This window comes from Geomonas diazotrophica, from assembly GCF_019063885.1.
Lineage (GTDB): Bacteria > Desulfobacterota > Desulfuromonadia > Geobacterales > Geobacteraceae > Geomonas > Geomonas diazotrophica.
This window is the reverse complement of record NZ_CP077684.1, coordinates 3,861,686-3,874,747: the sequence shown is the minus strand read 5'-3', so window position 1 is coordinate 3,874,747 and position 13,062 is coordinate 3,861,686. Positions and strand designations below refer to the sequence as shown.

The window sequence follows — 13,062 nt, the reverse complement described above, 5'->3', positions numbered from 1 at the left end:
TTGTCAGCGTCGGAACCTTTTTTAGAGGATCTCGACAAGCTTCAGATCAAAGTTGAGCGCCTGGCCTGCGAGCGGATGGTTTGCGTCGATGGTGATGGTTTCGTTGGTCACCTCGGTCACCAGTACGTTGAAGACCTGGCCGTCCTCCTGGGTTACTTCCAACTGCTGCCCGACTTCCGGGTTCATCTCCGGGGGGAGGTCGCCGCGCGGAACCACCGCCACCATCTCTTCCATCCTGTCGCCATACGCTTCGTCCACGGGGATGTGGATGGTTTTGGATTCGCCGACGATAAGCCCTTTCACCCCCGCATCAAAACCCGGAATGACCTGGCCGGAGCCGATGATGAATTCCAGCGGACCGTGGCCGCAGCCGCAATCGTCCTCGCCGCACTCGGAGGAGTCGAACACGGTTCCGTCGTCCAGTCTCCCAGTATAATGAACCTTTACGCGGTCCCCGTCTTTAGCTTGTGCCATATTGTTCACCTCGCATTATTTTGAACATAAGCTTCAGAGATTACCAGATGACCGCAATATAATCCACCGTTTAATTGCTCCAGCCGTCTCTCGAGCGCTCGCCCGCCTTGCCGTTTCGGTTGCCTTTCTTTCCTCGGAATTTATCTTTTGTCAAATCCATCATGGAAATGGTATGTATCTACACTCGGGGGATTCATGGAGACGAAGAACAGGGCAACGCTTTTCAACGGCCTCGTGGTCGGCATCGAGCAGATGGACGTGCTCATCGGCGACCAGGGGTGGCACACCTACCAAGTGGTCCGTCATCCCGGCGGTGCCGGCGTGCTCGCGCTGCACGACGACGGCGGCGTTACGCTCATCCGGCAACTGCGTCCCGCGGTGGATGACTTCCTGCTGGAGATCCCGGCCGGGAGGCTCGCCCCCGGAGAGAACCCGCAACTGTGCGCCGCGCGCGAATTGATGGAGGAGACGGGGCTCGTGGCGCAGAATATCGTATCCCTTGGCGTCGTCCATCCTTCGCCCGGCGTCTTCGACGAGGTGGTGCATCTCTATCTCGCCACCGGCCTTTCCCAGGGAGAGGCCGCACCGGAAGCGTACGAAGAGATTTCCTGTCAGAAGATACCGTTTGACCAAGCCCTGTCCATGGCGGTCGACGGCAGCATCACCGACGGCAAGACCATCGTGGCCCTGCTGCGCGCCCGGAGGCACCTGTCATGATACTGACCGCACGGATAGACGCGGAGCAGTCGGGTCTCAGGCTGGACGATGCCGCCAAGGCGCTCTTCCCCCAGCTCTCCAAGGGGGAGATCCGCCGGGTGATTGACTGGGGCGGCTGCTACATCAACCAGGTGCTGGTCCGGGTTGCCTCCCGTCAGGTTAAGGAGGGGGACGAGGTCGCCCTGGGGCTGATGGAGGGCGAGCGCTGCATCGACCTGGTGTACCAGAAGCACGAACTCCTGTACGAGGATAAGGATTTCCTGGCCGTGTACAAGGCGGTCGGGGTGAACAGCCAGCGCACGCCGTACCAGTTGAAGGGGACGGTGGAGTACGCGGTCGAGTGCTACATGAAGAGCATCGGTCTGCGAGACCCGTCCCGCGTAGTGCACCGCCTGGATCGCGGCACCAGCGGCGTGATGTTCTTCCCCAAGCACAAGCAGGCGGCGACGCTGATCTCGAACCTTCTCAAGGAAGGGAAGGTGCAGAAGACCTACTGGGCGTTGGTGTCGGGTTCGCCGGACCAGCAGAGCTGGAAGGTGGATGCGCCGCTGGACCGGGTCAGCAAGTTCCGTTATGGCGTGTCGCACAGGGGGAAGCCTGCGCGCACCGTGTTCAACGTCTTGGGTGAAGGGCGCGGGGTGACCGCCATCGAGGCGAAGCCGCTTACCGGACGCACTCACCAGATCCGCGTGCACTTGGCCCACTCCGGCTTTCCCATCATAGGCGACGAGAGCTACGGGGGGATTCCCGCCAGCAGGATGATGTTGCACTGCCGGGCCATGCGCTTCACCGGCCCACGCGGCAAGATCATCGAGGCGGTGGCGTCGCCCGACGCGGATTTCCTGGAGGCCGCGCCGGAAGGGGTGTTCGAGCAGCAGGGGCAGCCGACGGAATAACGCGTCAGTTTTGCCGGGGGCGTAGGGGCACGTGCTGTAGGGGCAAATAATCATTTGCCCAGCTGCCGGTGCCCCAACCGCTCTGGATGGCATGAAAGGACAAGGGACGACAGAGGAGGGCGAATGATTATTCGCCCCTACAGGAATAATCACAGCCCCGACTTGAGGGATAAAACGGAGGGTAATTATGAAGAAGAAGTTGTTACTGGTGCTGTTCCCGGTGGTATTGCTTATGGCGGGAGCCCTGGCGGTATGGGGGGATGAGCAGAAAACGGTTCAGCCGGGCTGCGGCAACTGCGCGAAGATGCAGCAGCAGGCGCCGTGCGCCAACTGCCCCAAAGCAGCTGCCATCGAAAAGGGTGCCGCTCCATGCGCGAACTGCCCGAAAGCGGCTGCTGCCGACCAGGGTGCCCCTTGTGCCAACTGCCCGAAACAGGGTGCCGCCGCGCAGCCTGGTTGCGACAAGTGCGCGAAGGGTGCCGCCGCGCAGCCTGCTTGCGACAAGTGCCAGAAGCTGAAGGGTGCCGAGGCTGCTCCCGCAGCGGGTTGCCCCAAGTGTGCCAAGCTGCAGCAGGACCAGCAGCCTGCGGACCAGCCGGTCCAGAAGGAATGCTGCAAGAAGAAGGCTCTGTAAAGAGCGGTCTCGGCCTGTGGGACTTGACTAGAAGGGGGCTGGCTCTACGGAACCAGTCCCCTTTTTTACGCTGCGCCTCTCACGAAAGAGGCCACCTGCTAGTGTGCGGGTCGAAAGTCCCCTGCGCCGCAGCATCAGGATTATCCACCAGGAGCGCCCGAACCGGCGCTCCATCCCCATCCTTTAGTTTCAACGGCAGGCAGATCAATTGGTACTCTCCCGGCGGGACGTCGGCGAGGTTAACCCCTTCGATCACAGGGATGCCTCCGTTCAGAAGTATCCGGTGCACCTCGCCGTCCCCGTCCATCGGTTCCACCGAGAGATAATCGACCGCTACCAGCTTCACCTTCATGTGGTGCAGGTAGTGCGCCCCTTCCACCGTCAGCGCCGCGAAGTCGCTGCGAAACTCCTTGTCTTTCCAGAATTCCGAGTTGCCGGTCTTGATCAGCAGCCTTTCCACTCCCTTCAACTGCAGCGGTTCAAGTTCGGTGCGCCCGATCTGTTTGGCGCCGGGGATTTCCACGACCCGCGCCTGGCCGATGAGCAGGTCGAGCGGGATCTCATCAACCGTGATCCCGGCGTCGTTGAAATGGCGGGGAGGATCGATATGGGTGCCGGAGTGGCTGCCCAGCGTGATGCGGGAAACGTTGGCTTCGTCCCCCTTGGCGATGCGTTGCCAGGGCTCCACGCTAACGGCGGGGTCCCCCGGGTAGGTCGGGAGATCGGGTGACAGCGCTACGCTGATGTCGTGGATTCTCATGGGGCACCTCCCGGAACAGCTTAATGTGAAGCGGCACGGGTGAAAGTATAACGCAAATCTCTGAAGCGCTCACGCAAAGCCGGAAAGGCGCAAAAGAAAACCTCTTAAACAAACAGGGATGAAGGGGATGAAGGGGATAAAACCTTTCTCGGTTTTTATCCCTTTCATCCCCTTCATCACTGTATCTTTTGCTTTCTTTGCTTTCTTTGCTTTCTTTGCGTTCTTTGCTTTCTTTGCGTCTTAGCGGCCTGGCGTGATCCGTCTTATTCGGTTTTAGTGGCGTCTACCTCGGCGATGAGCCGCTCGAGGTCGGCTTCGCTGAAGCGGTAGCGCTCGCCGCAGAATTCGCAGGTTACTTCGGCGCCGTGCTGCTCTTTGAGCATGGAACTGAGTTCCTTCTTCCCCATCGAGATCAGCACCCGCTCGATGCGCTCCCTGCTGCAGCTGCAGGCAAACCCGATGGCGCGCTTCTCCAGGATGTCGTACTCCATGCCGGACAGGAGCAGCTCCATGATCTCTTCCGGCGTCTTCCCCCCGTGCAGCAGCTCGCTCAAGGGGGGGAGCTGCTCGATATGGTTCATCAACTCCTCCACCACCAGGGGATCTACCGGCGGTATGGCCTGGATCAGGAAACCGCCGCATGCGGTCACTTCGCCGTCCTGTTCGATGAACTCGGCGATGCCCACGGCCGACGGAATCTGCTCTGATTCCACCAGGTACAGGGCGAGGTCCTCGGCGATGCCGCTTGTGTAAAGCTGAACGGTGCCGCGGTAGGGCTCCTTGAGCCCGAGGTCCTTGGCGACGGTGAGAAAGCCCGCGCGCCCCAGGGCGTTGGGGACGTCGAGGGCGCCGTCGGGACGAAGCAGGTGCACCTGGGTGTCGCCGACGTAGCCGCGCACGCTGCCGTCGCTGTCAGCCTCGATCACGATCTTCTTCAGGGGGCCGTTACCCTCGAAACGCATGGCCACCCGCTGGCCGGTCTTCAGCATGGCTCCCATGAGCGCCCCCGCGGTAAGGGAGCGCGCCAGTGCGGCGGTAGCTGTCGGAAGCGTGCCGTGGCGCCGGCAGACTTCGCTAGCCGTGCTGGTGGTGACGCAGGTAAGGGCCCTGACGCTCCCGGACTTGGCAATGGCGCGCACCAAATAATCACTCATAGAACCACCCCCACCCTTCCTCCTATTTCACCCTGTCTAAACCAGAGCTCTTTCAATGTAATGTGATCCCAGATGCTGATCCCCTTCACCCTGTGGGCGAACAGCTCGGCCAGGCGCGGCACCTTGCCCAGGTCGCATACCAGCAGCTCCCCCATCATGCTCAATGACGGTATCCTCTGCACAACCTTCCGGGTCAGCCAGTCGAGGTCGAGCGGCGCAACCGGGCCGAGCCTGAGGAATACGCACTTGCGCGCGGTGCTGAATTCGATGCCTTCCAGGGTGAAGCTGGCGGAAAAGGGGATGGCGAACGGGACCAGCCGTTTCTTGAGTCGGCCGGAAACGTCGCAGTAACCGTTCTCAATGACGAGCTTGAATTCCACCAGCTCATCGTCGAGCGCCTTGTCCAGGAACTCGCGCTGCAGGTACTCCTGGGTGATCCGGAATTCTCGTCGCAGCAGGAGGTCCTTGAGGCTCTGCTCCTGAACCAGCCCCATGAAGGCGGGATCGTTGAGCCGGTCCTGGATGCGGTCCTTGATCTTGTCGATGATGCCCATGTCTTACACCAGCCCGGTACTGAAGTTGAACTCCGAGGCGCCCGGGACGGCAATCCCCTTGCGGAATGATTCCAGCACCCGATCGCGTTCCTGCTGCTGCAGTCCGGAGAGGTCGAGCAGGAACCTGCCACAGCCGAGCCCGCGCAGGTCGTTTCGGTACTGGGTCAGGGCGAACGGCGTCTGTGCGCTGACCACGGTAAGGTGATCCTTCACCTTCACCGAGTACAGGTCGCCCCGGTCAGAGGTGAGCGGCGCGTCGCCCTTCATGTCCTTGATGGCGATCTTCGAGGTGATCACCGGAACCGGTGCGTACAGGAGCACCCCGCGCTCGATTTTCAGGTCGCTGGAGAGAAGCTGCGCCATGTTGGCCCGGTCGTCCTCGATGTAGAGGGTGGCGCGGGACACCCCGAGCTCCTGCCAGGACAGCAGCGCCTGGCTGTTCAGCGAGAAGAGCCGGTAGTCGGTGTTAAGCTCCGCGTCGGTCCCCTTGAAGAACTGGAAATGGGACAGGTTGGTGAGCTCGAAGCGCTTGAAGCCGGCTTGCAGGATGCCCAGCACCGCGTCGCGGTAGAACGGGAGCTCCGCCTCGAAGATGATGAAGGGGAGCTGCCAAACCACCTTGTGCTCGCTCCCCTTGAGCTTGCGGGCGAACGGGCCGAACTGGTGCAGGTTTGCCTTGGAGACCGGCAGCACCACCGTGTCGACCAGGTCGCGGTGCAGCTCGTGCCACTCCTTGACCTGCTCGATCTTGACCGCCAGCTCTTCCTTGCCGCGAAACGGGGCGGGACGCTTGCCGACGAGGGCGGCGAGCGCCTTCTCACGGTTCTGCGCGCTCCTGTCCTTGAGCGCGCCCAGCGACTGCTCGGAGAGCCAGGCGTAGAAGCGGCGCCGGATGTCCTTGAGGACGGGTGGGGGGATCATCAGCGCCGGGAAGTCCGGGGCCGACAGCGAGGTCAGGGTGAACTGGGTGTCGCCGCTCTTGGAGAATTGCGCGCGCAGCACCCCTTCCATGTCGCTGGTGCGCGAGGGTTCCAACTCACCCAGTTCGAACTCGGTCTGGAGGTCGCTGCCGAGCACCTTGGCGTCGATCTTCAGCTTCTGGTCCTGGTACGAGAGGGTGAGCCGGCAGGGGATGCTCCCCCCCTTCACCCCTTCCAGTCGCCTGAGGCAGGCGTTCTCGCTCATGGTGAAGGCGGTCTCGGAGGAGACCTTGAACACCGAGTCGCCCAGCTTGAACGGGAAGGGCGAAGGGGTGGATACCAGGGTGTTTTCCCTGGCGTTCATCACCTTCTTGCCCCCGATGTAAAGCTCCTTGATGGTGAAGGCGCGACCGGCCATGTCGCTCTTGGGCTGGACGCGGATGCGGTCGCCGACGTGCAGCGCGTCCCGGGTGTCGAAGCTGATCCGGTTGCCGCGGATCTCCCTGATGTCGCCCAGGTAGCGCCCGGTGGCTCCCTTGATGGAGGGGGTGGAGATGTCGGTCGGGTTTTGCGAGGCGAGGAAGCCTTTGGTCGGTACCCGCCCGAAGGAAAGTTTCAGGAGCTCCTTGGCCTGGGCAACCTTGGCCGCATGCTCACCCGGCGCGGCGTCGAGCACCATGCGGTAGGCGCCGATGACGCTGGCAACGTACTCGGCCGACTTCATCCTCCCCTCGATTTTCAAGGAATGGACACCCGCCTCGATGAGCTGCGGGATCATCTCGATGCTGGAGAAGTCGTTGGTGGAGAGGTAGTATCCTTCCTTACCCTTGTGCTTGTACTGGCGGCGGCAGGGCTGCGCGCAGCGCCCGCGGTTGCCGCTGTGCCCGCCCAGAAAGGAGGAAAAGAAGCATTGGCCGGAGATGGAGAAGCAGAGGGCGCCGTGGATGAAGCACTCGATTTCGGCACGGCTCGCCGCAACGATCGACTTTATCTCGTCGATGTGCAGCTCGCGGGCCAGCACTACGCGTTCGAACCCGAGCTCCTCGAGCTGGCGCACACCCAGCGAGTTGTGGATGGTCATCTGCGTCGAGGCGTGCAGCGGGATGCCCGGGAAGAATTCCCGCGCCAGGCGTGCCACCGCCATGTCCTGCAGGATCACCCCGTCCACCCGCATCGCCTCCAGGGCGGCCAGGTTATCGACGAGCAGCGGCAGTTCGTTTTCCTTGACGAGGGTGTTGAGGGTGACGTAGACCTTCCTGCCGTGGGCATGGGCGTAGGTGGTCATGCGCTCCATCTGGGGGAGGGTGAAGTTCTTCGCCTTGGCGCGCGCGGAGAAATCGCGCAAACCGGCGTAGACCGCGTCGGCGCCGTTCTCCATGGCGGCGAAAAAGGCTTCCAGCGAGCCCGCGGGTGAGAGCAATTCGGGTTTATTGGTAGGGACGACGTTCGGTTTTAATGACATCTGCCTAGAGTACCGGAAGGGGTGACACGGGTCAAGCGGCAAGGTCGATCCCACTTAAACGTCTGACTCAGGGAAAGAATCCCCGCTCCCACCCCCCCAGGGGGAGGGGCGTAGGAGCACACGTCGCTATTTATATAGAGGCGAGCTGATAGGGGGTGGGGTTGAGGGCTACTTCTTGGGCTGGATGGGAAGGTACTTATACCTGCGCCTTTTGCTGGAGAGGTCGGCTAAAGAGTAGAGTTCGGACTGGGCGATGCTCCAGCCGGAAGCCTCTTTCTTGAGATGGACGGCCTTGGTGACGAATTCGGTGCCGGGGGTGCTGCCCTCGAAACCGAGTCGCGCCTGCACGACGGCGCTCTTGGCGCTTTTCAGTGAGACCCTTGCCTCCTGGATCTTCTCCCAGCAGCAGGCGGGCTTGCGCGGTGCGGAGGCGAGCCGGTTGGCGAACTTTTCCCTGCCGTCCTTGCCGCCGTTGGTGCGCTGGTAGAGTTCGTCATACCTGCCGTCGCGCCAGAGGTCGAGGATGGTTTCGAAGTCCTTCAGCACCTCCTGTGTGCTGGCGGACGAGGTGTCGTGGGCGGGGGCGCCGCGCCGGGCACCCTCGGAGGGCGCGGCAGCGACAACGACAAGCATCAGGATCAGCAAGGGGCGCAGGACGGACATGGGTCACCTCCTCCGGTGCAAGTACCCGGAGAGCATACCGTAAAATGGATGCGGCGCCAGTAAGGGCGCTAGCCCCACCTCTCCGCCACCCGTTCACCCGTCAATCCGTCAATCCGTCCATCCGTCCATCCGTCCATCCGTCCATCCGTCCATCCGTCCATCCGTCCATCCGTCCATCCGCCCATCCGCCCATCCGCCCATCCGTAGGGGCGAATAATCATTCGCCCTGATCCTTCATCTTGTACAGAGGTAGCGTGTCCTTCAAGCAGCGGCGCTGGGCGAATAATTATTCGCCCCTACAGTGTCATCGCCGGGTGCTGACACTTGGGGAGAAGGGGCGGCCGGGAGGGGAACGCTAAAACCTTCCCCCCCTGGCCCCTGGTCCCCAGCCCCTGCCTTTACAGCGTCTTCTCTGCCGCTTCCGCGAACAGCTTCAGCCGGTCCATCAGGGCCTGGAACTTCTTCGGCTTCAAAGACTGCGGCCCGTCGGAAGATGCCTTCTCGGGATCGGGATGCACTTCGATGATCAGCCCGTCGGCACCGGCGGCAACCGCGGCGTACGACATCGGCGCGATGTAGTGGTAGTTGCCGGTGCCGTGGGAAGGATCGATCACGACCGGGAGATGCGTCTTGTTCTTAAGGACCGGGATCGCGGAGAGGTCGAGGGTGTTCCTGGTGGCGGTCTCGAAGGTCCTGATGCCGCGCTCGCACAGGATGACGGACTGGTTCCCCTCGCTCATGATGTACTCGGCGCTCATCAGGAATTCCTGGATGGTCATGGACATGCCGCGCTTCAACAGGATCGGCTTGTTGATCTGGCCCACTTTCTTCAGGAGGGCGAAGTTCTGGGCGTTGCGCGCGCCGATCTGGAGCATGTCGGAGTAGGAGGCAACCAGGTCGACGGACTCGGGATCGATGACCTCGGTTACGAAGGGGAGGCCGGTGAGGTCGCGGGCCTTGGCGAGGAGTTTGAGCCCTTCTTCTTCGAGCCCCTGGAAGGAGTAGGGGGATGTGCGGGGTTTGAAGGCGCCGCCCCTGAGCATCTGGGCGCCTGCCGCCTTTACGGCCTTGGCCGATTCGATGATCTGCTCCTCGTTCTCAACCGAACAGGGACCGGCCATGACGATCAGTTCCTTGCCGCCGATGGCGAGGGTGTCGGAGATGCGCACGACACTCGGCTCTTTCTTCACTTCCTTGGAGGCCAGCTTGTACGGCTGCAGGATGGGGACCACGCTTTCGACCCCCTGCATCGATTCAAGCGTCTGCAGCACGCTCTTGCCACGCTCGTCGCCGACCGCGCCGATCACGTCGCGGGTGGTGCCGCGGATGATGTGCGGGGTGTAGCCGAGTTCCTTGATCCTCTTGGTGACAGCATCCCGCTCCTTCTTTGCCGCTCCTGCCTTCATTACCACGATCATACTCGCTCTCCTTTTGGTTCCCCCAAAGCGAAAGGGCCGGAGGATTGCTCCCCCGGCCCTTAGTATGATGTTCTGGTAACCTGCTATCCGAACCGTAAGGGGGAGGAGAATCCTGCCACCCCGGCTTCGGTTCGGAATTTAGTACCTGCTACCTAAATTACACCTCTACCCGGGGCGACGGCCTAAAATAAAAGCCGTACCAAAAGTAAAAGTTAGTAAAGGTAAAGTAGCCGGTGTTGATCATGACAGCGTTAATGCCACTCGAAGGCTCTAATGTCAACAAAAAAAGTTGCACCTCGCTCACCCCGCCTCAGACCCGCTTTTCACCGGCATTTGCTTGCCCTGAATTAATTCAATGTTGTTTGACAATCAGCACCCTTTCCGCTAATTTGACCGGAATGCACGAGTGGCTGGTCAATTACGGGTTTTATTCCCTGTTTCTGCTGAGTTTCCTGGCCGCCACCCTGCTGCCGCTCGGCTCCGAGTGGCTGGTCGTGGCACTGTTGATCGGGCGGCAAAATCCTGTTGCCGTGGTCCTGGTCGCCACCGCCGGCAACTACCTCGGAGCGCTCAGCACCTACTGGATCGGCCTCTACGGCGGCGACTTCTTGAGGCGCCGGGTGCTGCGCATGGACGAGGAGACCACGCTGAAGGCGGAGCGGTTCTATGAACGCTTCGGCTCGTGGTCGCTTCTGTTAAGCTTCCTGCCGGTGATCGGCGACCCGCTCTGCCTGGTCGGGGGGGTGCTGCAGGTCGGTTTCATCCGCTTTTCCTTCCTGGTCCTGACCGGCAAGCTGGCACGTTACGCGGCGGTCGCCTGGCTCACCCTGGAGGGGGCGGCACTCTGAAGTACGGAGGTTTGATGCTCAGCTGTACCAAGAAGGTTCTCCCCAACGGATTGCGCCTCGTTTCGGTCGAGATGCCGCACCTGCACAGCGCGGAGATTGCCATCTACATAAAAGCGGGAGGCCGCAACGACACCACCGGCAAGGCCGGTATCTCCCATTTCCTGGAGCACATGCTCTTCCGCGGCTCCAGCGAGTTCGCTTCCAACCTGGAACTTGAAATCGCCTTCGAGGCCATCGGCGGCAGCGTCAACGCGGCGACCGACGAGGAGACCACCTGCTACTTCTCCCGCGTTCATCCGGACCAGATCGCCGAGGGGATACGCCTTTTCTCCTCGATGCTTTTGACCCCGACCCTGGAAGGGCTGGAAATAGAGAAGCGGATCATCACCGAGGAGGCGCTGGAGGACATCAACGAGCGCGGCGAGGAGACCAACACCAGCAACCTCTGCAGCAGGCTGTTGTGGCCCGACCACCCGCTCGGCACTCCCACCATCGGTTACCTGGAGAGCATCAAGGGGATCACCGAAGAGGACCTGCGCCGCTATCTCGCCGACCACTACGTTCCCGGCAACGCGCTCATCGTCGCGGCGGGAAGGCATGACTCCGCGCAGTTCTTCGCCGCCTGCGAGCAGTTCTTTGCCGGCTGGAGCGGCGGCAGCGCGATACCGCCGATCCCGGCCAACCAGGTGCAGCAGGAGCCGTGTTCGGTGTTCGTCAAGGACTCGGACAGCCAGGTGAACCTGCAGATCGCCTTCCGCGGCTTTGCCCGGCAGGACAAGCGCCTCATGGGGCTCAGGCTGATCAGGCGGATTCTCTCCGGCGGCGGCAGTTCGCGGCTGCACCTGTCGCTGCGGGAGAAGCTCGGCATCGTCTACTCCGTGGACGCGTCCTTGTCGGCCTACGAGGAGACCGGTGCCTTCGCCATCGAGCTCGCCACCGCGCCGGAGAACCTGGTGCTGGCGGTTTCGGAGGTGCTGCGCGAGGTGAAGAGTCTTGCCTTCGAGGAAGTCGGGGAGGCGGAGCTGGCGCGGGTCAAAGAAGGGTACTTCTACGATCTCGAGTACAGCGCCGATTCCACCTACGAGATGCAGGTCCGTTACGGCTGGGGTGAGCTGATGTCGCTGATCAGGACCATCGACGAGGATCGGGCCGAGGCGGCCGCCGTCGGCGCCGAAGAGCTCAAGCTCACGGCGCGTACCCTGTTTGCCCCGAAGAACCTCGTAGTTGCCGCCGTCGGCCCCTGGAAGGCGCCCGCCAGGCGTGCGGTGGAGAAGCTGATCCGAGAGTACCAGAAGGGGTGGGCGGGTTTTTAAACAAAAAGGCTTTAACGCGAAGGCGCAGAGGCGCTAAGACGCAAAGGGGAGCAGAAGTCATACCTTCAAGATTTTCTTTGCGGCTCTGCGGCTTGGCGACTTTGCGTTAGGAATTTAGATTCTGGTTTTTCAGACGGAGCAAACATGAAGACGGCATTACTTTTGATGGCTCACGGCAGCAGGATCGCCGAGGCGAATAACGCGGTGCACGAGATCGCTAAACGGGTGCAGACGATGACGCAGTTCGAGATCGTCGAGGTCTCCTTCCGGGAACAGCACCAGCCCAACATCCAGCAGGGGGTGGACGCCTGCGTGGCGCAGGGTGCTGAGCGCATACTCCTGGTTCCCTACTTCCTTTACATGGGTGCACATGTCCTTGAGGACCTCCCCGAGGAACTGGCGGAGGCTAAGAAACGCCATCCCGGCGTGGAGATGGTGCTCGGCAAACACCTGGGCGTGCACGACAAGCTCGCCGAGGTCGTGGTCGAAAGGGTGGCGGAGAGCCTGACCGAGCAGAGGTGGCACTGATGTCGGTGCACCTGCGCCCCGAGGAGATCGAGGCGGAGTCGTTCCGCATCATCGAAGAGGAACTGGGGCCGCACGATTGGAATGCGCAGATGTGGCCGCTGGTGCGCCGCGCCATCCACACCAGCGCCGATTTCGATTACGCCCGCAGCATGGTGATCACGGATCGGGCGGTGGCCGCCGGCATCGAGGCGCTCCGGGCGGGGCTGGGTGTCGTGACCGACACCACCATGATCATTTCCGGCATGAACAAGGAGCGGCTCAGCAAGTTCGGTTCGCAGCTCTCCTGCTTCGTCGCTGACCCGCAGGTGGCTAGGGAGGCCAAGGAGCTCGGGGTGACCCGCTCCATCCTCGCCATGCGTAAAGCGGCCCGGGACACAAACAACGGCATATTCGTCATCGGCAACGCCCCTACCGCCCTTTTCGAACTGATCAGGCTCGTCCGCGAGGAAGGGGTGCGCCCCAGGTTGATCGTGGGCTTGCCGGTCGGCTTCGTCGGCGCCGCCGAAAGCAAGGACGCCCTGCGGGAACTGGCGCGGGAATACCCGCAGCTGCAGTTCGTCACCAACATCGGGCGCAAGGGCGGCTCAAACGTTGCGGCCGCGGTGATGAATGCCATACTGATCCAGGCCGTCGAGGCTGGGACAGCAATCTGATTTTTGATGCCGGGGGCCCGTTACCCGGCCTGCTTTCATGTAATACCTTTCAATGTTTTCGTCTTCAG

14 protein-coding genes are annotated in these 13,062 nt (G+C 61.9%); 7 read left to right on the top strand and 7 right to left on the bottom strand.

What is annotated here, in order from left to right; all coding sequences use genetic code 11:
- Positions 1 to 21 precede the first annotated feature (21 nt).
- A complete protein-coding gene (locus KP003_RS17150; RefSeq protein ID WP_216789311.1) occupies positions 22 to 474 on the bottom strand; it encodes an FKBP-type peptidyl-prolyl cis-trans isomerase in 453 nt (150 codons plus the stop codon).
- A gap of 195 nt (positions 475 to 669) precedes the next feature.
- On the opposite strand from KP003_RS17150, the gene KP003_RS17145 reads away from it, so the two are divergent.
- The 3 genes from KP003_RS17145 to KP003_RS17135 all read left to right on the top strand — a co-directional run bounded on the left by KP003_RS17145 (position 670) and on the right by KP003_RS17135 (position 2,721).
- Positions 670 to 1,191, top strand: coding sequence for an NUDIX hydrolase (locus KP003_RS17145; RefSeq protein ID WP_217300000.1), 522 nt, complete (start codon positions 670 to 672; stop codon positions 1,189 to 1,191).
- Positions 1,188 to 2,087, top strand: a complete 900-nt coding sequence (locus KP003_RS17140) for an RluA family pseudouridine synthase (protein WP_217299999.1) — start codon at positions 1,188 to 1,190, stop codon at positions 2,085 to 2,087. The genes KP003_RS17145 and KP003_RS17140 overlap by 4 nt, the downstream gene beginning before the upstream one ends.
- 187 nt (positions 2,088 to 2,274) lie before the next feature.
- A complete protein-coding gene (locus KP003_RS17135) occupies positions 2,275 to 2,721 on the top strand; it encodes a hypothetical protein (RefSeq protein WP_217299998.1) in 447 nt (148 codons plus the stop codon).
- A gap of 79 nt (positions 2,722 to 2,800) precedes the next feature.
- Here the strand turns inward: KP003_RS17135 and KP003_RS17130 are convergent, their stop codons facing one another.
- The 6 genes from KP003_RS17130 to aroF form a co-directional block, all read right to left on the bottom strand.
- On the bottom strand, positions 2,801 to 3,481 hold the full coding sequence (locus KP003_RS17130; protein WP_217299997.1) for a cyclase family protein: 681 nt from the start codon (positions 3,479 to 3,481) through the stop codon (positions 2,801 to 2,803).
- A gap of 263 nt (positions 3,482 to 3,744) precedes the next feature.
- Positions 3,745 to 4,635 carry an Hsp33 family molecular chaperone HslO gene (hslO, locus tag KP003_RS17125; RefSeq protein WP_216497579.1) on the bottom strand — a complete coding sequence of 297 codons (891 nt, stop codon included), beginning with the start codon at positions 4,633 to 4,635 and terminating at the stop codon, positions 3,745 to 3,747.
- Positions 4,632 to 5,189, bottom strand: coding sequence for a hypothetical protein (locus tag KP003_RS17120; RefSeq protein ID WP_217299996.1), 558 nt, complete (start codon positions 5,187 to 5,189; stop codon positions 4,632 to 4,634). The genes hslO and KP003_RS17120 overlap by 4 nt, the downstream gene beginning before the upstream one ends.
- 3 nt (positions 5,190 to 5,192) lie before the next feature.
- Positions 5,193 to 7,571, bottom strand: a complete 2,379-nt coding sequence (locus KP003_RS17115; protein WP_216789300.1) for a peptidase U32 family protein — start codon at positions 7,569 to 7,571, stop codon at positions 5,193 to 5,195.
- Positions 7,572 to 7,739: 168 nt separating this feature from the next.
- Positions 7,740 to 8,234, bottom strand: a complete 495-nt coding sequence (locus KP003_RS17110) for a hypothetical protein (RefSeq protein WP_216789298.1) — start codon at positions 8,232 to 8,234, stop codon at positions 7,740 to 7,742.
- A gap of 398 nt (positions 8,235 to 8,632) precedes the next feature.
- Entirely contained in the window at positions 8,633 to 9,652 is a 1,020-nt protein-coding gene (aroF, locus tag KP003_RS17105; RefSeq protein ID WP_216497583.1) for a 3-deoxy-7-phosphoheptulonate synthase, read from the bottom strand.
- Positions 9,653 to 10,050: 398 nt separating this feature from the next.
- Between aroF and KP003_RS17100 the strand changes: the two genes are divergently transcribed.
- The 4 genes from KP003_RS17100 to KP003_RS17085 all read left to right on the top strand — a co-directional run bounded on the left by KP003_RS17100 (position 10,051) and on the right by KP003_RS17085 (position 12,994).
- Positions 10,051 to 10,500, top strand: a complete 450-nt coding sequence (locus KP003_RS17100) for a YqaA family protein (RefSeq protein WP_216789297.1) — start codon at positions 10,051 to 10,053, stop codon at positions 10,498 to 10,500.
- Positions 10,501 to 10,514: 14 nt separating this feature from the next.
- Entirely contained in the window at positions 10,515 to 11,813 is a 1,299-nt protein-coding gene (locus KP003_RS17095) for a M16 family metallopeptidase (RefSeq protein ID WP_216497585.1), read from the top strand.
- Positions 11,814 to 11,957: 144 nt separating this feature from the next.
- Positions 11,958 to 12,341 (top strand): sirohydrochlorin chelatase, encoded by a 384-nt coding sequence (locus tag KP003_RS17090; protein ID WP_216789295.1) that lies wholly within the window; start codon positions 11,958 to 11,960, stop codon positions 12,339 to 12,341.
- A complete protein-coding gene (locus tag KP003_RS17085; protein WP_216789293.1) occupies positions 12,341 to 12,994 on the top strand; it encodes a precorrin-8X methylmutase in 654 nt (217 codons plus the stop codon). The genes KP003_RS17090 and KP003_RS17085 overlap by 1 nt, the downstream gene beginning before the upstream one ends.
- Positions 12,995 to 13,062 lie beyond the last annotated feature (68 nt).

Excerpts from the sequence above, each read along its gene's own strand:
- KP003_RS17150 (WP_216789311.1), bottom strand. The coding sequence starts at position 474 with ATGGCACAAGCTAAAGACGGGGACCGCGTAAAGGTTCATTATACTGGG.
- KP003_RS17145 (WP_217300000.1), top strand. The coding sequence starts at position 670 with ATGGAGACGAAGAACAGGGCAACGCTTTTCAACGGCCTCGTGGTCGGC.
- KP003_RS17140 (WP_217299999.1), top strand. The coding sequence starts at position 1,188 with ATGATACTGACCGCACGGATAGACGCGGAGCAGTCGGGTCTCAGGCTG.
- KP003_RS17135 (WP_217299998.1), top strand. The coding sequence starts at position 2,275 with ATGAAGAAGAAGTTGTTACTGGTGCTGTTCCCGGTGGTATTGCTTATG.
- KP003_RS17130 (WP_217299997.1), bottom strand. The coding sequence starts at position 3,481 with ATGAGAATCCACGACATCAGCGTAGCGCTGTCACCCGATCTCCCGACC.
- hslO (WP_216497579.1), bottom strand. The coding sequence starts at position 4,635 with ATGAGTGATTATTTGGTGCGCGCCATTGCCAAGTCCGGGAGCGTCAGG.
- KP003_RS17120 (WP_217299996.1), bottom strand. The coding sequence starts at position 5,189 with ATGGGCATCATCGACAAGATCAAGGACCGCATCCAGGACCGGCTCAAC.
- KP003_RS17115 (WP_216789300.1), bottom strand. The coding sequence starts at position 7,571 with ATGTCATTAAAACCGAACGTCGTCCCTACCAATAAACCCGAATTGCTC.
- KP003_RS17110 (WP_216789298.1), bottom strand. The coding sequence starts at position 8,234 with ATGTCCGTCCTGCGCCCCTTGCTGATCCTGATGCTTGTCGTTGTCGCT.
- aroF (WP_216497583.1), bottom strand. The coding sequence starts at position 9,652 with ATGATCGTGGTAATGAAGGCAGGAGCGGCAAAGAAGGAGCGGGATGCT.
- KP003_RS17100 (WP_216789297.1), top strand. The coding sequence starts at position 10,051 with ATGCACGAGTGGCTGGTCAATTACGGGTTTTATTCCCTGTTTCTGCTG.
- KP003_RS17095 (WP_216497585.1), top strand. The coding sequence starts at position 10,515 with ATGCTCAGCTGTACCAAGAAGGTTCTCCCCAACGGATTGCGCCTCGTT.
- KP003_RS17090 (WP_216789295.1), top strand. The coding sequence starts at position 11,958 with ATGAAGACGGCATTACTTTTGATGGCTCACGGCAGCAGGATCGCCGAG.
- KP003_RS17085 (WP_216789293.1), top strand. The coding sequence starts at position 12,341 with ATGTCGGTGCACCTGCGCCCCGAGGAGATCGAGGCGGAGTCGTTCCGC.